The sequence below is a fragment of the Pseudomonas sp. MWU16-30322 genome, from assembly GCF_020515535.1.
Lineage (GTDB): Bacteria > Pseudomonadota > Gammaproteobacteria > Pseudomonadales > Pseudomonadaceae > Aquipseudomonas > Aquipseudomonas fluorescens_H.
On sequence record NZ_JAIWYL010000005.1, the window covers coordinates 63147 to 89000 of the forward strand.

The window sequence follows — 25854 nt, forward strand, 5'->3', positions numbered from 1 at the left end:
CGCCCGGCGCTTAACGCCGAACGCCCTCAGTTATTAGCCTTGGGTGACCAAGGCATCGACAGGTTCAATAGTATCGTGTCGCACGACCGCACCGAACTGCTGGACCATCTGCTGGATGAACGGATCACCGTGGATCGATTCCTCCGCCTCGCGCTGACGGTTGGCCCGGCGACGGGACGCGGCCTGCGCCGGGGTTTCCTGCTCGGGCTTGATCAGCTCGATGGTCAGGGTCAGCGTGCGACCGTGGAACTGGTTCAACGCATCGTTCAGGCGCCGCTGTTGCGTGGCGTTGAACAGCGCGCTGTGCGCCGGGTCCAGGTGCATCAGCCAATGGTCGCCATCGACCGCGATCAGCGTGCAGTTGGCGGCGATGCTGCCGGTCATGCCGGAGATCGGCAGTTGCGGGAACAGCTCCAGCCATTGCAACGCCAGACCGGTGGCCGGCGCAGCGGCAGGCTCCGGCTCGGGTTCCGGGGCCGGCTCGGCGGTGTGTTCGCTGGCCAGGTCGTCGAGGTAGCTGTAGGCCGAATCCATGTCCGGCTCGATGTAGTCTTCGTCCAGCGGCGGCTCGTCGTCGAGGTCCATGCCCGGCGTGGCGGCATCGACGTCGGCGACCGACGGCTCGGGAATCGGCGCCGCGGCCCACTCCGGTGCATCAGGCACCACGCTGTCCGGGGTCGGCAGCGGCATCGGCGGCAACTCGGGCTGCTCGGCGGCGGTTTCCAGCACCGGTTCAACGGCTGGTTGTTGCACCGGCTCGGGCTGTGGCTCGGGTTCGACCGGATCGTTCCACGGCAAGTCGACTACCGCTTCGGCGACGACTGGCTCAGGTTCTGGTTCTGGCGCATGTACCGGCGCAGCGGACACCACAGGCGCTGGCTCAGGAGTCGGGGCTGGCGCTGGCGCAACAACCGGTGCAGGCGCAACAGCCGCAGCGACTACCGGCGCAGGCTTGGGCGCGGCAGCCACTGAGTTTGCGGAATCAACTGTGGCCTGGCTGATCCCCACTGGCTTTAGCGGTTGCCTCGGGGCGTCCGCCGTGTCCGCGGGCCGGAAGGCCAGCATCCGCAGCAAGACCATCTCGAAACCACCACGCGGGTCCGGCGCCAGCGGCAAGTCGCGGCGACCGATCAGGCCCATCTGGTAATAGAACTGCACATCTTCGGCCGGTAGCGCCTGCGCCAGCGCCAACACGCGGTCACGGTCGCCATGGCCGTTGTCGACACCTTCAGGCAATGCCTGGGCGATGGCGACACGGTGCAGCACATTGAGTATTTCCGAGAGCACGCCATTCCAGTCCGGCCCCTGCTCCGCCAAGTGACGCACGGCTTCGAGCAACGCCTTGGCATCGCCTTCGATCAGCGCGTGCAGCACGTCGAAGACCTGGCCGTGATCCAGGGTGCCGAGCATCGCCCGCACGTCGGCGGCCAGCACCTTGCCTTCACCGAAGGCGATGGCCTGGTCGGTCAGGCTCATGGCGTCACGCATCGAGCCGTCGGCGGCGCGGCCCAGCAGCCACAGGGCGTCGTCTTCGAACGGCACGTTTTCGGCGCCGAGGACGTGGGTCAAATGCTCGACCACGCGCTCAGGCGTCATGTTCTTCAGGGAGAACTGCAGGCAGCGCGACAAAATCGTTGCCGGAAGTTTCTGCGGATCAGTGGTCGCCAGGATGAACTTGACGTACGGCGGCGGCTCTTCAAGGGTTTTCAACAGCGCATTGAAGGAATGGCTGGAGAGCATGTGCACTTCGTCGATCAGGTAGACCTTGAAGCGCCCGCGGCTCGGCGCGTACTGCACGTTGTCGAGCAGCTCGCGGGTGTCCTCGACCTTGGTCCGGCTCGCGGCGTCGATCTCGATCAGGTCGACGAAACGCCCTTCATCAATCTCGCGGCACACCGAACACTCGCCGCAGGGGCTGGAGGTGATACCTGTTTCACAGTTCAGGCATTTGGCAATGATCCGCGCAATGGTGGTCTTACCGACCCCGCGGGTACCGGTGAACAGGTACGCGTGGTGCAGCCGCTGGCTGTCCAAGGCATTGATCAGAGCCTTGAGCACATGGGTCTGGCCGACCATTTCGCGGAACGAGCGCGGACGCCATTTACGTGCAAGAACCTGATAACTCATCGAAAACCGTCGCAACGAAGGAAGCTGAAGCGGCTAATGCTAGCGGAGCAAGGGCAAAATTGCATCCGGTGTGCTCGTCTAATCTGGCTAAGCTGCTGTTGGCGGGGAAATATCGGCTCGGGATCGGGACTCATCGGAGCATTTATGCGTTGGGCCTTGGGAGCATTATTGGGGATCAGTCTGAGCGTGAGCGCGTCCGAACCGCCGCTGCGCTTTGTCGTGGCCGACAGCTGGGCGATGCCGATGGTGCAGATCGACCACGGCCGCCCGACCCAGGGCATCCTCCACGACATCATGCTCAGCCTCGCGACGCAGGTCGGCGTGCCCGCCGAATTCCACGTCCTGCCGCGCACCCGAGTACAAAGTGCCATGGAGCGCGGTGAAGTCGATGTGCGCTGCTATGCCGCACAATCGTGGCTGCCGAATCAGTCCGGCGATTATATCTGGAGCATTCCGCTGCTGTTCCAGCGCGATTTGCTGATCGGTCGCCAGGATCAACCACCACGCGTCGATCCGGCGAACCTTGCACGCCAATCGATCGGCACCGTGCTCGGCTACACCTACCCGACCCTGCAACCGCTGTTCGACGCCGATCGCCTGCAACGCGACGACGCGCGTAATCAGGAACAAGTGCTGGAAAAACTCCTGGCCGGGCGCTACCGCTATGCGGTGAGCAATCAATGGACACTGGACTGGTTCAACCAGCGCCTGCTGCCCGCGCAACAACTGCACGGGGTGGCGGTGCTGCAGGAGCAGCAGGTCGGCTGCTATGTGAGGAATGACCCGCAGGTGCCGGTGCAGCGGATCTTGCGCACGTTGTTGCGGATGAAAATGTCGGGGGAGATTGATGACATTATCCGGTTGTATACCGGGTCCGCTGAAGCCATCCCATAACCCATTGTGGGAGCGGGCTTGCTCGCGAAGGCGTTGTGTCAGTCACCTGATTCGTTAACTGGCACACCGCCTTCGCGAGCAAGCCCGCTCCCACAGGAGGACATTTCCGACGGAGAATTATTCAGTAACCGTGCGACTCGCGGAATTTCTGGTAGTCGTGAAACTCGATCCACTCGACCACATCGTACGGCAGGTAAAGCTGCTGCCGGGCGCGGGAGATGGCGATGTACACGGCGCAGATCCGCTGGTCGAACGCGTAGGCGTCCTTGAACTGCACATTGGTCAGCAGCTCAGGCGTCAGCAAAACGCGGTCGAACTCCATGCCGCCCGCCTCCTGCGCCTGCATCAGCAAACAGCTCTTGCCGCGGCCGCCGATCATCCGGTTGAGCCGGGTCAGGTCAGCGACCTTGAAGCCTTTCTCCAGCTCGGCCTCGACCCACAGAAACGCCTCGTCGAACTGATTGGCATCGCGCACCTGTTGCCACTTCGGCAAGTCGCTGAAATAGCGATGCGGGCCCTTCTCGCTGTGCGTGGAACTGTAGTAATCCACCTTGAACAACTCGATGGCGCTGGTCATGAAGTGCTCGAGGTCGCGCTGCGCCTGCATGTCGGCGAAGCAGAACAGGCAATTGGCATCGTGCAGTTGCATGGCCCACTTCATGGTGTCCCAAGGGGACGCCGTCAGCACCACACAACCTTCGGGCGGGACAAAGCCCTGTGGGTAAAACTCGATGCCGACGTCCGCCTCACGCGCGCCTTCGAAAGGCACCTTGCTCTTTTCCGAGTGCCGGGAAATCAGCGGATTGACCAGACGCTCGACATTGCGCCCCGAGCGCACCGAATAGGTGATATCGCTCTGGCGCACTTCACGCTTTCTTTTCACCAGATCGCGCTCGGCATGCTGATACTCATCCCCCAGCGTGATCAGCACCTGCCGGCCGCGCTCGATAATCTGCAGCAGCGAAGCGGGAATGTCCTGACTCTCGTCGATCAGCACGTGGGTATAACGCGGCGGCACCACGCAGCCCGCAAGGCTCGCCCGTTTGATCAGCAACAAGGCTTCAAAGCCGCTCTGCCGGCCCCACGCCGGGTTGGCCTCGAGGTAAGTCCACACGCGACTCGAATATTCCAGCAGCACCTTGGACTCAAGGCTGGACAAGGACAGTTTGAAATACGGCAGATGATGCGCCGACAGGCTGTAATCCCGGGAGTGGCAATAGCGCTCGAGGGTTTCCAGACAGACGTTGAGGGTCCTTTGCGCGTCATGCTCGCGAAAGCCGAGGATGTTCAGCTCCTGCGCCAGGCTCTGCTTGCTCGCGACTCGGCCAGCGGCGCCTGCCGGCTGCGGCTTGCGCCCGTAAATCAGCCCGCGCGCGAACGCCTCAAAGGTGATGCCGGGCTTGCGCTCACTGCCTACGCCCATGCGCTGGCACAGGGTCGCGAGTTTTTCCGGGGTGCGTGCCAGCAGCAGGGTTTTCTCTGGGCGCAGGCACTCGGTCAACGCGCCGACCAGATGGCTCTTGCCGATCCCGGCGTAGCCTTGAACGTGCAGGTCTTCATCGAGGTTGGCGCGGAAGGTTCTGACCAGTTTGTCTTGCGCAGCGCTGAGCCAGCGCTCGCGGTGCGCCGGGCTGATCATCTGCTGACTGAACGGATTGTTGACCGCGTGGTGGCGCGTCTTGAACTCGTCATCCCACTTGCCATCGGGCAGCAGGTAATCCTGCGCCGACACCTCTTCGGCCAACAGCAGACGCAGGTTCAATCCCCTGATGGCGTTCAGGCCGAAGTACAACTGGCGCGGATCGAACAGCCGCTGCGCCTCGGACAGCAGCCCTGCCCCGCCATCGACCGCCCAGGCGATCAGCCGCGCCAGCACCTTCTCCGCCGCCGTGGCGGTGAGATCCTTTTCGGCGGCCTGGGCCAGATTCTGGATGACCAGCACGGCGGCCAATTGCGCATCCGTCAACTCGCCGAGGATTTTCGCGCCCTCGGGCTGCAACAGGCTCGCGCAGGTCTCGTCCGTCACAGGCAAGTACACGGCGGTGGATAAATCGTGATGTTCCGGGTGCATACAACCTCGTAGCCAGGGCGCGAACTTGTCAACGACGCGCGCAGCAAGACGGTGGAGTATGCCACTGTTCAGCCTTGGTGACTGAACAGGCATCGGGGGGCAGCCTTCGCGAGCAGGCTCGCTCCCACAGGGGCTGGCGTGACAGCTCGAATCGCAGGCATAAAAAAACCGCAGTGGGCGAAACCCATGCAGTTCTGTTGAAGCGTTGGTTGTTCGTTAAGGTGGTAACCCCACCAGCCACACCCCGGCACACAATGTTCCCGCTGTGGCTGCTGCCTTCCGGCTCTGACCAGGTTCACGGGTAATCGTTGCGGGGGGACCGATGGGGTCACCATAACGACACTCACCTGTCGGCGAGCCGCGCCATTGTACCTATCTGAAGCGAAGTTACAACCGTTGGTTTCAGATAAAAAATATGAAGGGCTTCAAGCACTTGCTATTGCGCCTGCAACACCTCGTCCGCCTTGCCGCCCGCCTGCTGGATCACCAGATGGATGAAGTGCAACTTGGCAATCGCCGCCGCCGGCAGCACGAACGGGTAGAAATCCGGCTGCCCCATGCTGCGTGACAGCTCGTTGAGCATGCCCGCCAGTTCGATCCAGGCGTTGACGAACGACAGGAACGCCGCGCCGCCGGGGTGCTCCGGGTCGTACAGCGTGCTGGACGGGAACGGCTGGTAGTCGAAATCCATTTCCCGCGCGCTCATGCCGAAACCCAGCGCGGTATCCACCGCATCCATCATGTGCAGGTAATGCGCCCAGGTTTCGGCCCAGTCTTCCCACGGGTGCATGGTCGCGTAGGCGCTGACGTAGTGTTGCGGCCAGTCCAGCGGGGCACCTTGCTGATAATGACGGTCTAGTGCTTCGGCGTAACTGGCGCGCTCGTCGCCGAACAGCTGGCGGAACGACTCGAGCCACGGGCCGTTGGCGATCAGACGGTCCCAGTAGTAATGCCCGACCTCATGCCGAAAATGCCCGAGCAGCGTGCGATAGGGCTCATGCATCGCCGCCCGCACCTGCTCGCGATGAGCGTCGTCGGCTTCTTTGATGTCGAGGGTGATCAGGCCGTTGGCGTGGCCGGTCATCGGCGCGTTGCCTTCGAGGTCGACGCCGATGAAGTCGAAGGCCAGACCGGTCGCTTCGTCCACGGTTTTCGGGATGACCGGCAGGCCGAGGGTGATCAGTTGCGCCACCAGTCGGCGCTTGGCGATTTCGACCTTGCGCCAGCGTTCGGGATTTTCCGGCACCGAGAGATCGGGGATGGTGCGATTGAGGCTGCAGGCGATGCATAGGCTGTCGCGGCCGTTATCCGGCAGCAGCCAGTTGCACGCAGCGGGCGTGTCGAGGTTGGCGCAGCGACGAAACAATCCGGCGCCGGGATCGGCATCGAGTGTCCAACTGCCGTCCCGCGGCCCCGGCTGCAGCGAGGTCAGGCGACTTTCTTCAGGCTGATAGCCCAGCATGGCGCTGCACGCCAGGCACTGACTGTTGCGAAAGAACAGCGACTGGCCGCAGCGGCACGGCCAGATTTTGCTGTTGCGTGAAGACTCGCCCATGAACGGCGCGACGATGCGAGAACTGAGCTGCTCGAAAAAGCGGTACATGGCGATCTCTCCCTGGGGCTTGCCAAGACTAGATCATCCTGAAGACAACAATGTTCCCGAATACAGCGCAGCTAATGAGTGACACTGCCGATGTGGCGAGGGAGCTTGCTCCCGCCGGGGTTGCGAAGCAGCCCCGAAACCATGCGACCTCATTTATCCTGAAACACCGAGGATGGTGGTTTTGCGACGACTTCGTCGCCGAGCGGGAGCAAGCTCCCTCGCCACAAAAACAGACTGCCGACCGAAAAGGTATCAGGCCGAGATGCCATGGGTTTTGAGGAACGCGATAAACGCCTCTTCATCCATCACCTTCACGCCCAGCTCATTGGCCTTGGTCAGCTTCGAGCCAGCCCCCGGCCCCGCCACCACGCAGTGGGTCTTGGCCGATACCGATCCGGCAACCTTGGCGCCGAGGCTTTCCAGGTGTTCTTTGGCCACATCACGGCTCATCAACTCGACCTTGCCAGTCAGCACCCAGGTCTCGCCGGACAGCGGCAGGCCTTCGACGACTTTCTTCTCGCTCAGCCAGTGCATGCCGAAATCCCGCAACTGCTTCTCGGCAGACTCGGCGATTTGCCGGTGCTCAGGCACAGCAAAAAACTCGCGAACAGAATTGGCCTGCTTCTCCGGCAACGCCTGACGCATGTCCAGCCAATCAGCATTCATTACCGCGTCCAGCGAGCCGAATTTGTCCGCCAGTTTCTGCGCACCGCCCGGGCCTACCGAGGGAATGTGCAGCTTGTCGAGCAAGCCGCCGAGCGTGGTGCTGGCGGCAAATTCGGCGCCGAGTTCACCCTGATCCTGAATCTGCAGGCCATGCCCCAACAACTCGGTGATCACTTGCTGGTTATGCGCATCTTCAAAGAAGCTGTGAATCTCGTGCGCCACTTCCAGGCCGATGTCCGGCAGGTAGGTCAGCACTTGCGGCAACGCCTGCTGCACGCGCTCCAGCGACCCCAGCGAGCGCGCCAGAACCTTGGCCGTCTCCTCGCCGACATCGGGAATGCCGAGGGCGTAAATGAATCGCGCCAGACCCGGTTGCTTGCTGTCTTCGATGGCTGCCAGCAGCTTGTTGCTGGAGACCTCGGCAAAGCCTTCCAGATCGACAATGTCGTCGAACTTCAACGCATACAGATCGGCCGGCGAACTGACCAGACCTTCGTCGACCAGTTGCTCGACGCTCTTGTCGCCGAGGCCTTCGATGTCCATCGCCCGGCGCGAGACGAAGTGAATGATCGCCTGCTTCAGTTGCGCGCCACAGGCCAGACGGCCGACGCAGCGGTACACCGCACCTTCGCTGATGGTTTCCTTGCCCTTGCTGCGCTTGACCAGTTGCGTGCGCTCGACATGGGAGCCGCAGACGGGGCAGTTCTCCGGAATCGCTACAGGACGCGCATTCTCCGGGCGGCGTTCGGTGACCACTTGCACCACCTGCGGGATCACGTCACCGGCACGGCGGATGATCACCGTGTCGCCGATCATCAGGCCCAGGCGCGCCACCTCGTCCATGTTGTGCAGGGTGGCATTGGCGACGGTGACGCCTGCGACCTTGACCGGTTTCAGCCGCGCCACCGGAGTGACCGCACCAGTGCGACCGACCTGGAATTCCACGTCGAGCAGTTCAGTGAGTTCTTCCATGGCCGGGAATTTGTGCGCAATCGCCCAGCGCGGTTCGCGGGCACGGAAGCCCAGCTCACGCTGATCGGCGATGCTGTTGACCTTGAACACCACACCGTCGATTTCGTACGCCAGCGAGTTACGCCGTTCGCCGATGTCGCGGTAGTAATCCAGGCACTCGTCGATGCCTTTGGCCAGTTTCAGCTCGTGGCTGATCGGCATGCCCCACTTCTGCAATTGCTTGAGGTTGCCGATGTGGGTGTCGGAAATATCGTGGGAGACCTGACCGATGCCGTAGCAGCAGAACTCCAGCGGGCGGTTGGCGGTGATCTTCGAATCCAGCTGACGCAGGCTGCCGGCAGCGGCGTTGCGCGGGTTGGCGAAGGTCTTGCCGCCGACTTCCAGTTGCGAGGCGTTGAGGCGCTCGAAACCGGCCTTGGACATGAACACTTCACCGCGCACTTCCAGGGTCGCCGGCCAGCCCTCGCCATGCAGCTTCAACGGGATGTTGCGCACGGTGCGCACGTTGACGCTGATGTCTTCACCGGTGGTGCCATCGCCGCGGGTGGCGCCACGCACCAGCACGCCGTCCTGATACAGCAGGCTGACCGCCAGGCCATCGAGTTTCGGCTCGCAACTGTATTCCACCGCGGCGCCGCCACCGAACAGATCACCGGCCGGCAGATCCAGACCTTCGGTCACCCGGCGGTCGAACTCGCGCATGTCGGTTTCTTCGAAGGCGTTGCCGAGGCTGAGCATCGGCACTTCGTGGCGTACCTGGGTGAACGCGGTCAACGCCACGCTGCCGACGCGCTGGGTCGGCGAGTCGCTGGTGATCAGTTCCGGATTGGCCGCTTCCAGTGCCTTGAGCTCGTGGAACAACCGGTCGTACTCGGCGTCCGGAATGCTCGGCTCGTCGAGGACGTGGTACCGGTAGTTGTGCTGATCAAGTTCAGCGCGCAGCTCTAGGATGCGGTTTTTGGCGGCGGTCATGGGTGTTCTCTCATAAAGCAAAAGAGCAGCCGAGGCTGCTCTATCTTCTAAATCACAATAGCTCAAGGCTATGGACATTGTGGCGAGGGAGCTTGCTCCCGCTGGGCTGCGAAGCAGCCCCAATACCATCCACCGTGTTGCATCAGGCACAACCAGGTTGCAGGATTTACGGCGGCTTCGCCACCGAGCGGGAGCAAGCTCCCTCGCCACAACTGCGCTCTGGCCTTAGCGCTTCTGGGTCAGGGCGCGGCGTTCGAATTCGACGATGCGCTGACGGTAGTGCTCGATGGTCTGCGCGGTCAGTACGCTGCGCTGGTCATCTTTCAGCTCGCCGTTCAGTTCCTGCGACAGCTTGCGCGCTGCCGCGACCATCACGTCGAAAGCCTGCTTCGGATGGCGCGGGCCTGGCAGGCCGAGGAAGAAGCTCACCGCCGGGGTGCTGAAATGGTCGATGTCGTCCAGATCGAAGATGCCCGGCTTGACCGCATTGGCCATGGAGAACAGCACTTCACCGTTGCCGGCCATGCTTTCGTGGCGGTGGAAAATATCCATCTCGCCAAAACGCAGACCGCTTTCGAGAATGTTCTGCAGCAGGGCCGGGCCTTTGAAGCCGGCGGCGTCGCGGCAGATCACGCTGATCACCAGCACTTCTTCGGCTTGCGGCTGATCCTTGTCGACCACCGCTGGCGACGGCTTGATGTCTTCGACGAAGTCATCATCACGGCTGCTGAAGCTCGGGCCGCCGTCCAGGTCCAGGTCGAGGTTCAGGTCGCCCTGGGCCGGACCGTTGCTCCCGCGCTTGCCACGTTTCGAACCGGATTCGCGAGGCTCGCGAGCTTCGCGGGCCGGCATGCTCACCGACGGCAGATCGTGTTCGTCCAGTTGCGGTTCTTTATGCGTATCCAGCACGCGGGCCGGGCCCAACAGCTCAGCGCTGGTGTCCTCGTCCGGCAGGTTGGACAGACTTCGGTCAAGACGGAATTTCAGTTTTCCCTTGCCGCCGCGCATACGGCGCCAGCCATCGAAAAGAATACCGGCTATCACAATGATGCCGATGACGATCAGCCACTCGCGCAGACCGATTTCCATGTAATCCCGTGCCTCTATAAAAAATGCTGAAAAATAAGGGGTTTACATTTTGCAAACCGCTTTAAAACGTGGCGCCAACTCTATGTTCTGACAGGCGTTTTGCCCACGTATACGAAAAATTGACATTAAACTAGCACGACCAAAGACAACTTTACACCGTCTGTCACATTGGCTTGCGCGAATATGTCGATTGGCCAGCAAGTCGAAGTCGGTAAAAAAGTCCTACAGAACATCAATACCCTTCCGACACCACGCTGACTCAGGCGTCCACCATCGCCATCGCCTCCTCGACATCCACTGCAACCAGTCGCGAACAACCCGGCTCGTGCATCGTCACGCCCATCAGTTGATCGGCCATTTCCATGGCGATCTTGTTGTGGGTGATATAGATGAACTGCACGGTCTGCGACATCTCTTTAACCAATCGTGCGTAGCGTCCAACGTTAGCGTCATCCAGTGGCGCGTCAACTTCATCGAGCATGCAGAACGGCGCCGGATTCAATTTGAAGATCGCAAAAACCAGTGCCAGCGCGGTCAGGGCTTTTTCCCCGCCGGAGAGCAAATGGATGGTGCTGTTCTTCTTCCCTGGCGGCTGCGCCATGATCGTTACCCCTGTATCGAGTAGATCTTCGCCCGTCAGTTCCAAATACGCGCGCCCGCCACCGAAAACTTTCGGGAAAAGTGCCTGTAAACCGCCATTGATCTGATCAAAGGTATCTTTGAAGCGATTACGGGTTTCCTTGTCGATCTTGCGGATGACGTTTTCCAGGGTCTCCAGTGCTTCCACCAGATCGGCGTCCTGCGCATCCAGATAACGTTTACGTTCGGACTGTTGCGTGTATTCGTCGATGGCCGCGAGGTTGATCGCGCCCAGGCGTTGAATCCGCGCATTGATCCGTTCGAGTTCTTCTTCGGCGGCGCGTTCACTGGCCTCGGGCGTCAACGTCGCGAGCACGCCATTGAGATCGTAGCCGTCTTCGAGCAATTGATCCTGCAGCGCCTTGCGTCGCACGGTCAGCGCTTGCCATTCCATGCGTTGCTGTTCGAGCTGGCCACGGATCATTTGCGATTGCTGCTCGGCCTGGGTTCGGCGCTTTTCCGCTTCGCGCAGTTCGCGGTCGGCGTCTTCCAGCGCAATCTGCGCGGTCTTCAGTTCTTCGTCGACGGTCATGCGTTTGTCGAGCAGTTCTTCGAGTTTCAGGCGCAGCTCTTCCAGCGGTGCCTCGCCCTCCTCCAGATTCAGGCTCAACTGCTCACGCTTTTCGGTCAGGCGCTCGGCCTGCATTTCCAGCCGCTCCAGCGCCTGCCGCGTGGAATCATGTTGCGCGCGCAACGAACCGAGGCGCACGGCCAGTTGGTGGGCGTGATCCTTGTGTTGCCGGGCTTCCTGACGCACGCGATCGAGGCGTTCGCGCAGGCTGTCGCGCTGAGCCAGCAGCAACTCGCGCTGCTCGGTGTCCAGCGCCATGGCGTCGAGCGCTTCCTGCAATTGCATGCGCGCTTCGCCGACTTGTTCGTGTTCCAGCTCGCGCTGCTCGCCGAGTTCGATCAGCTCTTCGTCAAGCCGCGTGCGACGCAACATCAGTTGTTCGGCCTTGGCTTTACCGGCGGACAACTGGGCTTTCAACTCACCTTGGGAACGCGCTTCGTCCTGCAGCAAACGGCGCAAATGTTCGCGACCGTTTTCCTGCTGTCGCTGTTGCGCACGCAGGGTTTGCAAACGGGTTTCCATGGCTTCGACCGTGGCTTCGCGCTCTTCGCGTTCGGCTTGCAGCGTCTCGATTTCCTGGCCACGGGCGAGCATGCCGCTTTCGGCTTCACTGGCGCGACGCACGCGCAGAAAGTGCCGACCGACCCAGTAACCGTCGCGACTGATCAGACTTTGCCCGGCACTCAACTGGCCGCGCAGAGCCAGCGCCTGCTCGAGGCAGTCGACCGGTTTGACCTGGCCGAGCCACGGCGACAGATCGATTTGCGCCTCGACCTTGTCCAGCAAACTGCCCGCCACTCGCACACCATCACTGGCGGGACTGAGCAGGCGCAGATCACCTTGGGTGAACGCGGACAGATCGAAGCCGTTGAAATCATCCACCAGCACCGCTTGCAGATCGGCGCCGAGCACGGTTTCCACCGCCAGCTCCCAACCGGCCTCGACCTTCAGCCCTTCGGCCAGACGCGGGCGCTCGGCGAGATTCTGTTCGCGCAGCCATTCGGCAGTGCCGGTGCCCGGATCGAGCGCGGCTTGCTGCAAGGCTTCCAGCGAGGCCAGTCGCCCGTTGAGACGCTGCAAATCGCCCTGCGCCTGTTGCTGCGCGGTCAGTGCCTGCTGCAGTTCCTGACGCAGCTGTTCAAGCTTTTCGACCTGTGCTTCTTCGCTGGTCTGCAAATCTTCGAGGGTCGCTTCGGATTCGGCGAGCTGCTCGTTGAGCGCCATGATCGCCGCGTCTTCCGGGTCGGCGGAAAGCAAGTCGCGCTCTTCAGCCAGACGCTTTTGCCGATCGGCCAGACGCTCCATGCTGGTTTCCAGCTGCTGGATCCGTGACTGCTGCACTTCGGCCTGGCGCCGTGGTTCGGCGGCGGTCAGGTTGAAGGTGTCCCACTGCTCCTGCCAGCCGTGCATGGTCAGCTCGGCTTCTTCCAGCGCAGCAGCAGCTTCTTCGGCGGCGGCGCTGGTGACTTCCTGCTCGGGAGTGAGCATGTCCAGCTCTTCGCCAAGGGTCAGCAGCAGTGTGCGGTCGTGACCCAGGTGCGATTCGGTTTCAAGGCGCGCGCGCTCGGCTTCTTTCAGATCGTCCTGCAACTGACGCAAGCGCTGCTGGCCGTGCTGGATGCTCTGCTCGACCCGGGCAATATCGCCGCCGACCGAATAGAAGCGCCCCTGCACCAGATTGAAGCGCTCGGACAGTTCATGGTGCCCGTCGCGCAGGCGCTCGATGGCGGCATCGGCATTGCGCTGCTCGGCGACCAGCGCTTCGAAACTGACTTCCTGCGTGCCGATGATCGACTCGCGCTGGCCGACCTGATCGTTCAGATCCTGCCAGCGCAGGGCCGACAGTTGCGCCTTGAGCTGACGCTCTTCGCTCTTGTATTCCTGATACTTCCTGGCAGATTCGGCCTGACGGTGCAAGCGTTCGAGCTGGCGTTCGAGCTCTTCGCGCAGGTCGGTCAGACGCGCCAGGTTTTCGTGGGTGCGGCGGATGCGGTTTTCGGTCTCGCGCCGGCGCTCCTTGTACTTGGAGATGCCCGCCGCTTCTTCGATGAAGTTGCGCAAGTCTTCAGGCTTGGACTCGATCAGCTTGGAGATCATCCCCTGCTCGATGATCGAGTAGCTGCGCGGGCCCAGACCGGTGCCGAGGAAGATATCGGTAATGTCGCGACGACGGCATTTGGTGCCGTTGAGGTAATAAGTCGTCTGGCTGTCGCGGGTCACCTTACGACGGATGGAAATCTCCGCGTAAGCCGCGTATTCGCCCAACAGCGTGCCGGCGGAGTTGTCGAACACCAGCTCGATGCTCGCCTGGCTCACCGGTTTGCGACTGGTCGAGCCGTTGAAGATGACGTCGGTCATCGACTCGCCACGCAGGTTCTTCGCCGAACTTTCGCCCATCACCCAGCGTACGGCGTCGATGATGTTCGACTTGCCGCAACCGTTCGGCCCGACAACCGCCGCCATGTTACTGGGGAAGTTCACCGTGGTCGGGTCGACGAAGGACTTGAACCCCGCCAGTTTGATGCACTTTAGCCGCACGCTCAGGCAACCGTCAGGGCGGAAACCACCAGATCGCAGCTGCGCTGGGCGTAAGCCGTCAGCACGATGCGGATCTGCGGCAAATCACGGGCGAGCACAGCGGCCAGCAGGCGTTCGAACAGTTCGAGGAACTCGCTCATTTCGGCCTTGCGCTGTTCGAGGGCGAGGAAGTACGCACGGCTCATGGCCGGCTGCAGGTTCTCGACGGTCTCTTGCAGGTACGGGTTGTTGGCAAACGGGTACGCAGCGCGCATCACGGCGAAGCTGTCGTCGACGAAGGTGCGGATGTCCTGACGCTCGTAGCTGGCGCCCAGGCGCTGCTGGATCTGCACGAACGGCGCCATGTCGGCCTGGGTCTGCCAGCCATTGGCGACCGCATTGCCGAGCAGGATGTACAGCTCGCTCATCAGCGTGCACAGGCTCTGCACCTTGTGCGCGGTGAGTTCGGTGACATGGGCGCCACGTCGCGGCAGGATCGCGATCAGGTGGCGGCGTTCGAGGATCAGCAGGGCTTCGCGGACCGATCCGCGGCTGACATTAAGGGCCAGCGTGACCTTCTGTTCCTGAATGCGCTCTCCCGGCTTCATTTCGCCGCGAATGATGCGTTCGGCGAGGTGGTGAGCAATTTGCTCGGCGAGGCTGTCCGGCGCCTTGAACGTCATGGTTGTCCTTCAAACTCTTCGATCTGCACAAGCGGCGCAGTGTAGCGCAAATGCAAGTACATGGCGGAGTGCCCGCACGGCGCTTTTTGGCACGATTCAAGCAAAAAAGCAGTGGATCCGCTCAGGGTCAATACTCAATAGAGCACGCGTTAATCGACAAAACCGTTTTTCCTGACCTTTAAGTCAGAAAACCATTGACCGAAAAGTCAGACCTGCTAAATTCGGTTGAAGTCGGTTAACAACAATAATGAGTCTGCGAGGCCTTCCGTGATCCAGTTTTTACTTAACCAGGAACTCCGTAGCGAGCACGCCCTGGACCCGAATCTGACCGTGCTCAATTACCTGCGCGAACACGTGGGCAAATCCGGCACCAAAGAAGGCTGCGCCAGCGGCGACTGTGGCGCCTGCACCGTGGTGGTCGGCGAGTTGCAAACGGATGACGCCGGCCGCGAACACATTCGCTATCGCAGCCTCAACTCGTGCCTGACCTTTGTTTCGTCGCTGCACGGCAAACAACTGATCAGCGTCGAAGACCTCAAACACCAGGGCGAATTGCACAGCGTGCAGAAAGCCATGGTCGAGTGCCACGGCTCGCAGTGCGGCTTCTGCACTCCCGGTTTCGTCATGTCGCTGTTTGCCCTGCAAAAGAACAGCGATGCACCGGATCAGGCCAAGGCGCACGAAGCGCTGGCCGGCAACCTCTGCCGCTGCACCGGCTATCGGCCGATCCTCGCCGCCGCCGAGCAATCCTGCTGTGGCAAGCAGCCGGACCAGTTCGACGCCCGCGAAGCCGAGACCATCGCCCGCCTCAAAGCCATCGCCCCGACCGATATCGGCGAGCTCAACAGTGGCGACAAGCGTTGCCTGGTGCCGCTGACCGTCGCCGATCTGGCCGACCTCTACGACGCTTACCCACAAGCCCGACTGCTGGCCGGCGGCACCGATCTGGCACTGGAAGTCACCCAGTTCCACCGCACCCTGCCGGTGATGATCTACGTCGGCAACGTCGCCGAAATGAAGCGCATCGAAACCTTCGATGACCGCATCGAAATCGGCGCTGCCACCGCCCTCTCCGACTGCTACGAAGCACTCAATGCCGAGTATCCGGACTTCGGCGAGCTGCTGCACCGTTTCGCTTCGCTGCAGATCCGCAACCAGGGCACCCTCGGCGGCAACATCGGCAACGCCTCGCCAATCGGTGACTCGCCACCACTGCTGATCGCCCTCGGCGCGCAGGTGGTGCTGTGCAAAGGTGAAACCCGGCGCACGCTGAACCTGGAAGATTACTTCATCGACTACAAGGTCACCGCCCGCCAGGAAAGCGAGTTCATCGAGAAAATCATCGTCCCGCGTGCCAGCGCCGAACAGCGCTTCCGCGCCTACAAAGTCTCCAAGCGTCTGGACGATGACATCTCCGCCGTCTGCGCCGCGTTCAACCTGCGCGTGGAAAACGGCGTGATCACCGACGCGCGCATGGCATTCGGCGGCATGGCCGCGATCCCGAAACGCGCCGCCCATTGCGAAGCCGTACTGCTCGGCCAGCCGTTCAACAACGCCGTGATCGAACGCGCCTGCGCCGCACTGGCCGAAGACTTCACGCCGCTCTCGGACTTCCGCGCCAGCAAGGAATATCGCCTGCTCAGCGCACAGAACCTGCTGCGCAAATACTTCATCGAACTGCAAACACCGCACATCGAGACTCGGGTGACCGCTTATGTCTAACCATCACGCCGTAGAGAAGACCCAAGCCGAATTGGCGGAACTGTTTGCCAAGGACCTGACCACCGGTGTCGGCCGCAGCGTCAAGCACGACAGCGCCGCCAAGCATGTGTCCGGTGAAGCGCAGTACATCGATGATCGTCTGGAATTTCCCAATCAGCTGCACGTTTACGCACGGCTGTCGGACCGCGCCCACGCGAAAATCATCAGCATCGACACCAAGCCCTGCTACGCCTTCGAAGGCGTGCGCATTGCGATCACCCACGAAGACGTGCCGGGCCTGAAAGACATCGGCCCGCTGCTGCCGGGCGATCCGCTGCTGGCGATTGATGACGTGCAATTCGTCGGTCAGCCAGTGCTGGCCGTCGCCGCCAAAGACCTGGAAACCGCGCGCAAAGCAGCAATGGCGGCGATCATCGAGTACGAGGATCTCGAACCGGTGCTGGACGTGGTCGAAGCCTTGCGCAAACGCCACTTCGTGCTCGACAGCCACACGCATCAACGTGGCGATTCGGCTTCGGCATTGGCCACCGCCGAACATCGTATTCAAGGCACGCTGCACATCGGCGGTCAGGAACACTTTTATCTGGAAACCCAGATCTCCTCGGTAATGCCCACCGAAGACGGCGGCATGATCGTCTACTGCTCGACGCAGAACCCCACCGAAGTGCAGAAACTGGTGGCCGAAGTGCTCGACGTGTCGATGAACAAGATCGTCGTCGACATGCGCCGCATGGGCGGTGGTTTCGGCGGCAAGGAAACCCAGGCCGCCAGCCCGGCGTGCCTGTGCGCGGTGGTCGCGCACCTCACCGGTCAGCCGACCAAGATGCGTCTGCCACGGGTCGAAGACATGCTGATGACCGGCAAGCGCCACCCGTTCTATGTCGAGTACGACGTCGGTTTCGATAGCTCCGGGCGCCTGCACGGCATCGCCATGGACCTGGCCGGCAACTGCGGCTGCTCGCCGGACCTGTCGGCGTCGATCGTTGACCGGGCCATGTTTCACTCGGACAACTCGTACTACCTCGGTGACGCGACCATCAACGGTCACCGCTGCAAGACCAACACCGCGTCGAACACCGCTTACCGTGGTTTCGGCGGCCCGCAGGGCATGGTTGCGATCGAAGAAGTGATGGACGCGATTGCCCGTCACCTCAACCTCGATCCGCTGGCGGTGCGCAAGGCCAACTATTACGGCAAGACCGAGCGCAACGTCACCCACTACTACCAGACCGTCGAGCACAACATGCTCGAAGAGATGACCGCCGAACTGGAAGAAAGCAGCCAGTACGCCGAGCGCCGCGAAGCGATCCGCCGCTACAACGCCAACAGCCCGATCCTGAAAAAAGGCCTGGCGCTGACCCCGGTGAAATTCGGTATCTCCTTCACAGCCAGCTTTTTGAACCAGGCCGGCGCGCTGATCCACGTCTACACCGATGGCAGTATCCACTTGAACCACGGTGGCACGGAAATGGGCCAGGGCCTGAACACCAAGGTCGCGCAGGTGGTGGCCGAAGTGTTCCAGGTGGAAATGGATCGAGTGCAGATCACCGCGACCAACACCGACAAAGTGCCGAATACCTCGCCGACTGCGGCTTCCAGCGGTGCCGACCTCAACGGCAAGGCTGCGCAGAACGCCGCCGAGATCATCAAGCAGCGTCTGGTAGAGTTCGCTGCGCGACACTACAAGGTCAGCGAAGAAGATGTGGAATTCCACAACGGCCATGTGCGCGTGCGTGACCACATCATGACCTTCGAAGCGTTGATCCAACTGGCGTATTTCAATCAGGTTTCGCTGTCGAGCACCGGCTTCTACAAGACCCCGAAAATCTACTACGACCGCAGCCAGGCCCGTGGTCGGCCGTTTTACTACTTCGCCTTCGGCGCGGCGTGCTGCGAAGTGATCGTCGATACCCTGACCGGCGAGTACAAGATGCTCCGTACCGACATCCTCCACGACGTCGGCGCCTCGCTGAACCCGGCAATCGACATCGGTCAGGTCGAGGGCGGTTTCGTCCAGGGCATGGGCTGGCTGACCATGGAAGAGCTGGTCTGGAACAACAAGGGCAAGCTGATGACCAACGGCCCGGCCAGCTACAAGATCCCGGCCGTGGCCGACATGCCGCTGGACCTGCGGGTGAAGCTGGTCGAGAACCGCAAGAACCCGGAAGACACAGTGTTCCATTCCAAGGCTGTGGGTGAGCCGCCGTTCATGCTCGGGATTGCCGCGTGGTGCGCGATCAAGGATGCGGTGGCGAGCCTCGGTGACTATAAGCATCAGCCAAAGATCGACGCGCCGGCGACTCCGGAGCGAGTGTTGTGGGGGTGTGAGCAGATGCGTCAGCTCAAGACTGTGAAAGCGGTTGCTGCTGAAGCTGAGTTGGCTCCGCTCTAGGGACCGAGGTGCGGCTATCGCGAGCAGGCTCACTCCTACAGGGGAATGCAATTCAACTGTAGGAGTGAGCCCTGCTCGCGATGGCGGACTGACAGACAACGAAGATGTCGAGGTGAACATGTACAACTGGATCGACGCCCTCGCCGACCTGCAGAACCAGGGCGAACCCTGTGTTCTGGTGACGATCATCGAAGAACTCGGCTCGACCCCGCGCAACGCCGGTTCGAAAATGGTCGTCAGCGCCAGACAGACCTTCGACACCATCGGTGGCGGGCATCTGGAATACAAAGCCATGCAGATCGCCCGCGAGATGCTCGCCAGCGGTAAGCAGGACACCCATCTGGAGCGTTTCAGCCTTGGCGCCAGCCTCGGCCAGTGCTGCGGCGGCGCCACCGTGTTGCTGTTCGAACCGATGGGCCAGGTGCAAGCGCAAATCGCCGTGTTCGGCGCCGGGCATGTCGGCCGGGCGTTGGTGCCGTTGCTCGCCAGCCTGCCGTGCCGGGTGCGCTGGATCGACTCGCGGGAAGAGGAATTCCCCGAACAGATCCCCCACGGCGTGCGTAAAATCGTCGCCGAAGAGCCTGTGGATGAAATCGATGACCTGCCCGTCGGCAGCTACTGCATCGTCATGACCCACAACCATCAGCTGGACCTGGAACTCACCGCCGCGATCCTCAAGCGCAACGACTTCGCCTACTTCGGCCTGATCGGCTCGAAGACCAAACGGGCCAAGTTCGAACATCGCCTGCGTGATCGCGGTTTCGACAGCGGCGTCGTGCAACGCATGCGCTGCCCGATGGGCATCGGCGAAGTCAAAGGCAAACTGCCTGTGGAAATCGCCATCTCCATCGCCGGCGAAATCATCGCCACCTATAACGCCAATTTCGGCCAGCACACCGCCAGCGCCGAACCGATTGCCAAACTGCTGCCCGTTTCCCGGCGCAGTCAGGCCGCCAAACTCAAAGCCTCAAACTGATTAGAGAACCCTCATGCCTCTGACTCGCAAAGCCTACCGCGCCGCCATCCTGCACAGCATCGCCGACCCCGCCGAAGTCGGGATCGAAGCCTCCTACGAATATTTCGAGGACGGCCTGCTGGTGGTCGATGGCGGCAAGATCAGCGCCCTCGGCCACGCCAGCGACCTGCTGCCGACCCTGCCGGCGGACATCGAGATCACCCACTATCAGGACGCGCTGATCACCCCGGGCTTCATCGACACCCACATCCACCTGCCGCAAACCGGCATGGTCGGCGCCTACGGCGAGCAACTGCTGGACTGGCTCAACACCTACACCTTCCCCTGCGAAAGCCAGTTCGGTGACAAGGCCCACGCCGATGAAGTCGCGGACATTTTCATCAAGGAACTGCTGCGCAACGGCACCACCACCGCGCTGGTGTTCGGCAGCGTGCACCCGCAGTCGGTGAATTCGTTCTTCGAGGCCGCCGAGAAACTTGATCTGCGGATGATCGCCGGCAAGGTGATGATGGACCGCAACGCCCCGGACTACCTGACCGACACCGCCGAATCGAGCTACGTCGAGAGCAAGGCGCTGATCGAACGCTGGCACGGCAAGGGTCGCCTGCACTACGCGGTCACCCCGCGCTTCGCCCCGACCAGCACCCCGGAACAACTGACTCTCGCCGGCCAACTGCTGACCGAATACCCGGATCTGTACATGCAGACCCACATCAGCGAAAACCTCAAGGAAATCGAGTGGGTCAAGGAACTGTTCCCGGAGCGCAAGGGTTACCTCGACGTTTACGACCACTACCAACTGCTCGGCGAACGCTCGGTGTTCGCTCACGGCGTACACCTGTGCGACGACGAATGTGCGCGGCTGGCGGAAACCGGCTCGGCAATCTCGTTCTGCCCGACCTCGAACTTCTTCCTCGGCAGCGGCCTGTTCAACTTGCCAATGGCCGAGAAGCACAAGCTCAACGTCGGCCTCGGCACTGACGTCGGCGGCGGCACCAGTTTCTCGCTGCTGCAAACGCTGAACGAAGCTTACAAAGTCATGCAACTGCAGGGCGCGCGGTTGAGCCCGTTCAAGTCGCTGTACCTGGCGACGCTGGGCGGTGCGCGGGCACTGCGCCTGGAAGACAAGATCGGCAACCTGCAGCCGGGTTCTGATGCGGACTTCCTGGTGCTGGATTACAACGCCACCCCACTGCTCAGCTATCGCCTGAAACAGGCCAACAACATTGCCGAGACGTTGTTCGTGCTGATGACGCTGGGCGATGACCGCACGGTGCAGCAGACTTATGCGGCAGGGGCTTTGGTGCATCAGCGCTGAGTTTTCCCGAGGCATAAAAAATCCCCCGGCGGTGTTAGCCCCGGGGGATTTTTGTTGCCTGTCAGACCGTATTCGCGAGCAAGCCCGCTCCCACAGGGGATCTCAGTCGATGCCAAATTTTATATTCACTGAAGATCCAATGTGGGAGCGGGCTTGCTCGCGAAGGCCGCGACTCGGTATCAGTCAGAGTTTCGCCGCAGGGCGCCCAGGCTTTTTGGTCTGCAACAAATGCGAGAACACCGCATGCAAATCATCCGACGCACTTTCCTCATCGAGGTTGAGCTTGCTGTCGATGTGGTCCATGTGATGCATCATCAGGTCCACCGCCAACTCACCGTTGCGCGCTTCGATGGCGTCGATCAACTGGGTGTGCTCGTCGTAGGAGCAATGCGAGCGGTTGCCGCTTTCGTACTGGGCAATGATCAGCGAGGTCTGCGAGACCAGGCTGCGCTGGAAGCTGATCAGTGGCGCGTTTTTCGCAGCTTCGGCCAGTTTCAGGTGGAATTCGCCCGACAGACGAATACCGGCGCCGCGATCGCCACGGGAGAAACTGTCGCGTTCGTCGTTGACCATCTGGCGCAATTCGGCGATCTGCTCGGCAGTGGCGTGCTGCACGGCCAGTTCGGTAATCGCGCGCTCCACCAGACGGCGGGCCATGAACACCTGACGCGCTTCTTCAACGCTCGGGCTGGCGACGACCGCGCCACGGTTCGGCCGCAACAGCACCACGCCTTCATGGGCCAGACGCGACAACGCGCGGCGAATGATGGTGCGGCTGACCCCGAAGATTTCCCCCAGCGCTTCTTCGCTCAATTTTGTGCCGGGCGCCAGACGCTGTTCGAGGATGGCCTCGAAGATATGCGCGTAGACAATATCGTCCTGGGTTCCGCTGCGGCCGGCTTTGCCTGCTCGCGGTTGTTTCTTGAGGGGTTGCAACTGTTCGTTCATGGGCACTCGAGTCGGGAGAACTGCGGCGAATAGACCGTGACTGTAATACGGCACAGTAGGTCGCTGGCAAGTATCGCGTAAAAAACAGCGCGATTGTACACAATGGATGGTGGCAACACGACTGTATGGCTGTTTGTGTCCACCGCTGTATTGCAACGATCCGTTACGATTGAGTTTAGGCTTGATCGCAGAATCCGCTGCCAGAACAAAAATCCCCCTGTGGGAGCGGGCTTGCTCGCGAAGGCGGCGTGTCAGGCGACATCTGCCTTGAATGACCCACCGCTTTCGCGAGCAAGCCCGCTCCCACTGGGTTCAGCGTTGCTACGGACATCTCCATCTGTATAAGGAACACCGCCGTCATGAACGACACCGCCTACACTCGCCTGCGCCCCCTCGCCGACACTTCGCCCTCGGCGATCGTCGCCGGTTTCATCGCGATGATGACCGGCTACACCAGTTCGCTGGTGCTGATGTTCCAGGCCGGGCAAGCGGCGGGTTTGAGCAGCGCGCAGATCTCTTCGTGGATCTGGGCGATCTCGATCGGCATGGCGGTGTGCTCGATCGGCCTGTCGCTGCGCTATCGCACACCGATCACCATCGCCTGGTCGACACCGGGTGCAGCCTTGTTGATCACCAGCCTGGGCGGCGTCACCTATGGCGAGGCCATCGGCGCCTACATCACCTGCGCGGTGCTGGTGACGATTTGCGGCCTGACCGGCAGCTTCGAACGCCTGGTGAAAAAGATCCCGGCGTCGCTGGCAGCGGCGCTGCTGGCGGGGATTCTGTTCAAGATCGGCAGCGAAATCTTCGTCGCCGCGCAGCACCGTACCGGGTTGGTGTTGGGGATGTTCTTCACCTATTTGGTGGTCAAACGCCTGTCACCGCGTTACGCGGTGCTCGCCGCGCTGCTGATCGGTACCGCGCTGTCGGGCTTCATGGGTCTGCTGGATTTCAGCGGTTTCCATCTGGAGGTAGCGACACCGGTATGGACCACCCCACACTTCTCGCTGGCCGCGACCATCAGCATCGGTATCCCGCTGTTCGTGGTGGCGATGACCTCGCAGAACATGCCCGGCATCGCCGTGCTGCGCGCCGACGGCTACAACGTGCCGGCCTCGCCGCTGATCACCACCACCGGCATCGCCTCGCTACTGCTGGCGCCGTTCGGCTCCCACGGCATCAACCTTGCGGCAATCAGCGCGGCGATCTGCACCGGGCCGCACGCCCATGAAGATCGCAACAAGCGCTACACAGCTGCGGTGTGGTGCGGGATTTTCTACGGGATCGCCGGGGTGTTCGGCGCTACATTGGCGGCGCTGTTTGCCGCGCTGCCGAAGGAACTGGTGCTGTCGATTGCCGCGCTGGCGCTGTTCGGCTCGATCATCAATGGCCTGAGCATCGCCATGACCGAGGTCAAGGAACGCGAGGCGGCGCTGATCACCTTCATGGTCACGGCGTCGGGGCTGACGCTGTTTTCCATTGGTTCGGCGTTCTGGGGGATTGTCGCGGGGGTACTGACCTTGCTGATCCTCAACTGGCGCAAAACCCAGGCATAAAAAACGGCGACCCTCAGGTCGCCGTTTTTTTCAGTATCACTTAGCCGCGTTGATCGGCTTTTCCGGATACCAGACGTCCAGCAGCGGGCTGACGGTCATGCCGGTCAGTTCGCTACGGTTTTTCAGCCAGGCTTCAACGGCAGCGCGCTGCTCTTCGTTGACCGAGCCACGCTTCTGCAGGCAAACCAGACCGAAGTCATCGCCGCCAACATAACCCAGACCGTTGGCTTCCATGGCTTCTTTGATGAATGCTTCGAGGAAAGCGTCAATGGCTTCTTCGGACAAGTCTTCTTTGAAGTCCAGGTTCAGTTCGAAACCCAGCTCTTGGAATTCATCAACGCACAGTTTTTTGCGCAGACGCTGGGAACGGTTAGTCGCCATTGGAACAATCCTCTTAAGTAATAACGGCCGGCACTTTACCAGCTTAAGCGGTCAATTGCCCGACTCTCTGGGCGCGGTGGCCGACCGCCTGTAAAAAAAATAACGAAATGGCCGCCTCGGGCAAGGCACAAGCTGTTACACCTTGGGGCATAATGCCGACACTTTCATGACCACTGAGGGCTTTTTCATTCATGCCTTCGTTATTTTCCCCCTCTTCTGCAGGGTTCTATTTCATATGATCAAATCGTTGCGTCCTCTCTTTCTCGCCGGCCTTCTTCTGCCCCTGGCCCTGCCGGTTGCCGCTGCCACCATCAACACCGCCCTCACCCCCAACGTCGAAAAAGCCCTCAAGGCCAGCAAACTGCAGCCAACCGCGCTGTCGCTGGTTATGATCCCGCTCGACGGCCCGGGCAATCCGACCGTGTACAACGCCGACGTCTCGGTCAACCCGGCCTCGACCATGAAACTGGTGACCACCTACGCCTCGCTGGAAATGCTCGGCCCCAACCATCAGTGGAAAACCGAGTTCTACACCGACGGCGACCTGAGCGGCGGCATCCTCAATGGCAACCTGTACCTCAAGGGTGGCGGCGATCCGAAGCTGAACATGGAAAAACTCTGGCTGCTGATGCGCGACCTGCGCGCTAACGGCGTGACCCAGGTCACCGGCGACCTGATCCTCGACCGCAGCTTCTTCATCCAGCCACAACTGCCCGAATTCAACGACGACGGCAACGACGAGAACAAACCATTCCTGGTCAAACCGGACTCGCTGCTGGTCAACCTCAAGGCCCTGCGCTTCGTTGCACGTAATGACAGCGGCCGGGTGCTGATCTCGGTGGAGCCGCCGATTGCCAGCGTGCGCATCGAAAACACGGTCAAGGCGCTCAACTCCAAGCAGTGCACCGGTGGCGTGCGCTACAACCCGGTGACCCAGGCGGACGGCAGCGTGACCGTGACCGTCGCCGGTCAATTGGGCGAGGGCTGCAGCTCGCAGACCTATCTGTCGCTGCTCGACCACGCGACCTACACCGCCGGTGCCGTGCGCGCGATCTGGAAAGAACTGGGTGGCAGCATCCAGGGCAAGGATCGCCTCGCCGCGACCCCGAGCAGCGCCAAGCTGCTGGCCCGCGCGTACTCGCCGGATCTGGCGGAAATCATCCGCGACATCAACAAATACAGTAACAACACCATGGCGCAGCAGCTGTTCCTGAGCCTCGGTCAGAAGTACCGCAACGAAGCCGACGGTGATGACGCCAAGGCTGCGCAACGCGTGGTTCGCCAGTGGCTGGCGAAGAAAGGCATCACCGCGCCGCACCTGGTGATGGAGAACGGGTCCGGACTGTCGCGCGCCGAACGCGTCAGCGCCCGCGAGATGGCCAACATGCTGCAAGCTGCCTGGCATAGCCCGTACGCCGCCGAGTACATCAGCTCGCTGCCGATTGCCGGCATGGACGGCACCATGCGCAAACGCCTGAAGACCACCGCGATGCGCGGCGAAGCCCACGTCAAGACCGGTACCCTGAACACCGTACGGGCAATCGCCGGCTTCAGCCGCGACGTCAACGGCAACACCTGGGCGGTGGTGGCGATCCTCAACGACAAGGCCCCGTTCGGCGCGTCGTCGGTGCTGGATCAGGTGCTGCTGGATCTGTACAAGCAGCCGCGCCTGCCGCAGACGGCTTCGGCGCTGTAAAAACACAGCCGCTCTAATGTGGGAGCGGGCTTGCTCGCGAAGGCGTCAGATCAGTCAGTAT

The 25854-nt window shown here is 61.6% G+C and carries 16 protein-coding genes and 1 other RNA gene; 7 read left to right on the forward strand and 10 right to left on the reverse strand.

Translation table 11 applies throughout. The annotated features are described in order from the left end of the window. Nucleotides 1–33: 33 nt before the first annotated feature. Entirely contained in the window at nucleotides 34–2127 is a 2094-nt protein-coding gene (gene dnaX, locus LCH64_RS11340; protein ID WP_226500305.1) for a DNA polymerase III subunit gamma/tau, read from the reverse strand. 144 nt (nucleotides 2128–2271) lie between these two features. Between dnaX and LCH64_RS11345 the strand changes: the two genes are divergently transcribed. Continuing rightward, nucleotides 2272–3021 carry a transporter substrate-binding domain-containing protein gene (locus LCH64_RS11345; RefSeq protein WP_226500306.1) on the forward strand — a complete coding sequence of 250 codons (750 nt, stop codon included), beginning with the start codon at nucleotides 2272–2274 and terminating at the stop codon, nucleotides 3019–3021. 121 nt (nucleotides 3022–3142) lie between these two features. On the opposite strand, the gene LCH64_RS11350 is transcribed toward LCH64_RS11345, so the two are convergent. The 7 genes from LCH64_RS11350 to LCH64_RS11380 all read right to left on the reverse strand — a co-directional run bounded on the left by LCH64_RS11350 (nucleotide 3143) and on the right by LCH64_RS11380 (nucleotide 14804). After that, complete coding sequence (locus tag LCH64_RS11350) at nucleotides 3143–5092, reverse strand: hypothetical protein (RefSeq protein ID WP_226500307.1); 1950 nt, start codon at nucleotides 5090–5092, stop codon at nucleotides 3143–3145. Between the two features lie 228 nt (nucleotides 5093–5320). Then, nucleotides 5321–5417: signal recognition particle sRNA small type (ffs, locus tag LCH64_RS11355), an RNA gene on the reverse strand. A 111-nt stretch (nucleotides 5418–5528) separates the two neighbouring features. After that, on the reverse strand, nucleotides 5529–6695 hold the full coding sequence (locus LCH64_RS11360) for a putative zinc-binding metallopeptidase (RefSeq protein ID WP_226500308.1): 1167 nt from the start codon (nucleotides 6693–6695) through the stop codon (nucleotides 5529–5531). A 252-nt stretch (nucleotides 6696–6947) separates the two neighbouring features. Continuing rightward, nucleotides 6948–9305 (reverse strand): NAD-dependent DNA ligase LigA, encoded by a 2358-nt coding sequence (gene ligA, locus LCH64_RS11365; RefSeq protein WP_226500309.1) that lies wholly within the window; start codon nucleotides 9303–9305, stop codon nucleotides 6948–6950. A gap of 225 nt (nucleotides 9306–9530) precedes the next feature. After that, a complete protein-coding gene (gene zipA, locus LCH64_RS11370) occupies nucleotides 9531–10394 on the reverse strand; it encodes a cell division protein ZipA (protein WP_103484605.1) in 864 nt (287 codons plus the stop codon). 259 nt (nucleotides 10395–10653) lie between these two features. Next, nucleotides 10654–14142 (reverse strand): chromosome segregation protein SMC, encoded by a 3489-nt coding sequence (smc, locus tag LCH64_RS11375; RefSeq protein WP_226500310.1) that lies wholly within the window; start codon nucleotides 14140–14142, stop codon nucleotides 10654–10656. A 2-nt stretch (nucleotides 14143–14144) separates the two neighbouring features. After that, nucleotides 14145–14804: a GntR family transcriptional regulator gene (locus tag LCH64_RS11380; protein ID WP_045122360.1), complete on the reverse strand. Its 660-nt coding sequence runs from the start codon at nucleotides 14802–14804 to the stop codon at nucleotides 14145–14147. Nucleotides 14805–15071: 267 nt separating this feature from the next. On the opposite strand from LCH64_RS11380, the gene xdhA reads away from it, so the two are divergent. The 4 genes from xdhA to guaD all read left to right on the forward strand — a co-directional run bounded on the left by xdhA (nucleotide 15072) and on the right by guaD (nucleotide 21212). Further along, complete coding sequence (gene xdhA / locus LCH64_RS11385; protein WP_226500311.1) at nucleotides 15072–16526, forward strand: xanthine dehydrogenase small subunit; 1455 nt, start codon at nucleotides 15072–15074, stop codon at nucleotides 16524–16526. After that, the gene (gene xdhB, locus LCH64_RS11390; RefSeq protein ID WP_226500312.1) at nucleotides 16519–18918 is read left to right on the forward strand and encodes a xanthine dehydrogenase molybdopterin binding subunit; all 2400 of its coding nucleotides are present in this window, start codon (nucleotides 16519–16521) and stop codon (nucleotides 18916–18918) included. The genes xdhA and xdhB overlap by 8 nt, the downstream gene beginning before the upstream one ends. 118 nt (nucleotides 18919–19036) lie before the next feature. Further along, nucleotides 19037–19894, forward strand: a complete 858-nt coding sequence (gene xdhC / locus LCH64_RS11395) for a xanthine dehydrogenase accessory protein XdhC (RefSeq protein ID WP_003223314.1) — start codon at nucleotides 19037–19039, stop codon at nucleotides 19892–19894. A gap of 13 nt (nucleotides 19895–19907) precedes the next feature. Next, a complete protein-coding gene (guaD, locus tag LCH64_RS11400; RefSeq protein WP_201138280.1) occupies nucleotides 19908–21212 on the forward strand; it encodes a guanine deaminase in 1305 nt (434 codons plus the stop codon). A gap of 183 nt (nucleotides 21213–21395) precedes the next feature. On the opposite strand, the gene LCH64_RS11405 is transcribed toward guaD, so the two are convergent. Continuing rightward, nucleotides 21396–22160, reverse strand: coding sequence for a GntR family transcriptional regulator (locus LCH64_RS11405; RefSeq protein WP_007961054.1), 765 nt, complete (start codon nucleotides 22158–22160; stop codon nucleotides 21396–21398). A 359-nt stretch (nucleotides 22161–22519) separates the two neighbouring features. On the opposite strand from LCH64_RS11405, the gene LCH64_RS11410 reads away from it, so the two are divergent. Beyond that, the gene (locus tag LCH64_RS11410) at nucleotides 22520–23716 is read left to right on the forward strand and encodes a benzoate/H(+) symporter BenE family transporter (RefSeq protein ID WP_003223310.1); all 1197 of its coding nucleotides are present in this window, start codon (nucleotides 22520–22522) and stop codon (nucleotides 23714–23716) included. A gap of 36 nt (nucleotides 23717–23752) precedes the next feature. Here the strand turns inward: LCH64_RS11410 and LCH64_RS11415 are convergent, their stop codons facing one another. After that, entirely contained in the window at nucleotides 23753–24097 is a 345-nt protein-coding gene (locus LCH64_RS11415; protein WP_003223308.1) for a YggL family protein, read from the reverse strand. A 235-nt stretch (nucleotides 24098–24332) separates the two neighbouring features. On the opposite strand from LCH64_RS11415, the gene dacB reads away from it, so the two are divergent. Continuing rightward, a complete protein-coding gene (gene dacB / locus LCH64_RS11420; protein ID WP_103484611.1) occupies nucleotides 24333–25793 on the forward strand; it encodes a D-alanyl-D-alanine carboxypeptidase/D-alanyl-D-alanine-endopeptidase in 1461 nt (486 codons plus the stop codon). The last annotated feature ends 61 nt before the right edge of the window (nucleotides 25794–25854 follow it).

Excerpts from the sequence above, each read along its gene's own strand:
- ligA (WP_226500309.1), bottom strand. The coding sequence starts at position 9,305 with ATGACCGCCGCCAAAAACCGCATCCTAGAGCTGCGCGCTGAACTTGAT.
- xdhC (WP_003223314.1), top strand. The coding sequence starts at position 19,037 with ATGTACAACTGGATCGACGCCCTCGCCGACCTGCAGAACCAGGGCGAA.
- LCH64_RS11405 (WP_007961054.1), bottom strand. The coding sequence starts at position 22,160 with ATGAACGAACAGTTGCAACCCCTCAAGAAACAACCGCGAGCAGGCAAA.
- LCH64_RS11350 (WP_226500307.1), bottom strand. The coding sequence starts at position 5,092 with ATGCACCCGGAACATCACGATTTATCCACCGCCGTGTACTTGCCTGTG.
- dacB (WP_103484611.1), top strand. The coding sequence starts at position 24,333 with ATGATCAAATCGTTGCGTCCTCTCTTTCTCGCCGGCCTTCTTCTGCCC.
- LCH64_RS11415 (WP_003223308.1), bottom strand. The coding sequence starts at position 24,097 with ATGGCGACTAACCGTTCCCAGCGTCTGCGCAAAAAACTGTGCGTTGAT.
- zipA (WP_103484605.1), bottom strand. The coding sequence starts at position 10,394 with ATGGAAATCGGTCTGCGCGAGTGGCTGATCGTCATCGGCATCATTGTG.
- LCH64_RS11380 (WP_045122360.1), bottom strand. The coding sequence starts at position 14,804 with ATGACGTTCAAGGCGCCGGACAGCCTCGCCGAGCAAATTGCTCACCAC.
- LCH64_RS11360 (WP_226500308.1), bottom strand. The coding sequence starts at position 6,695 with ATGTACCGCTTTTTCGAGCAGCTCAGTTCTCGCATCGTCGCGCCGTTC.
- dnaX (WP_226500305.1), bottom strand. The coding sequence starts at position 2,127 with ATGAGTTATCAGGTTCTTGCACGTAAATGGCGTCCGCGCTCGTTCCGC.
- LCH64_RS11410 (WP_003223310.1), top strand. The coding sequence starts at position 22,520 with ATGAACGACACCGCCTACACTCGCCTGCGCCCCCTCGCCGACACTTCG.
- guaD (WP_201138280.1), top strand. The coding sequence starts at position 19,908 with ATGCCTCTGACTCGCAAAGCCTACCGCGCCGCCATCCTGCACAGCATC.
- LCH64_RS11345 (WP_226500306.1), top strand. The coding sequence starts at position 2,272 with ATGCGTTGGGCCTTGGGAGCATTATTGGGGATCAGTCTGAGCGTGAGC.
- xdhB (WP_226500312.1), top strand. The coding sequence starts at position 16,519 with ATGTCTAACCATCACGCCGTAGAGAAGACCCAAGCCGAATTGGCGGAA.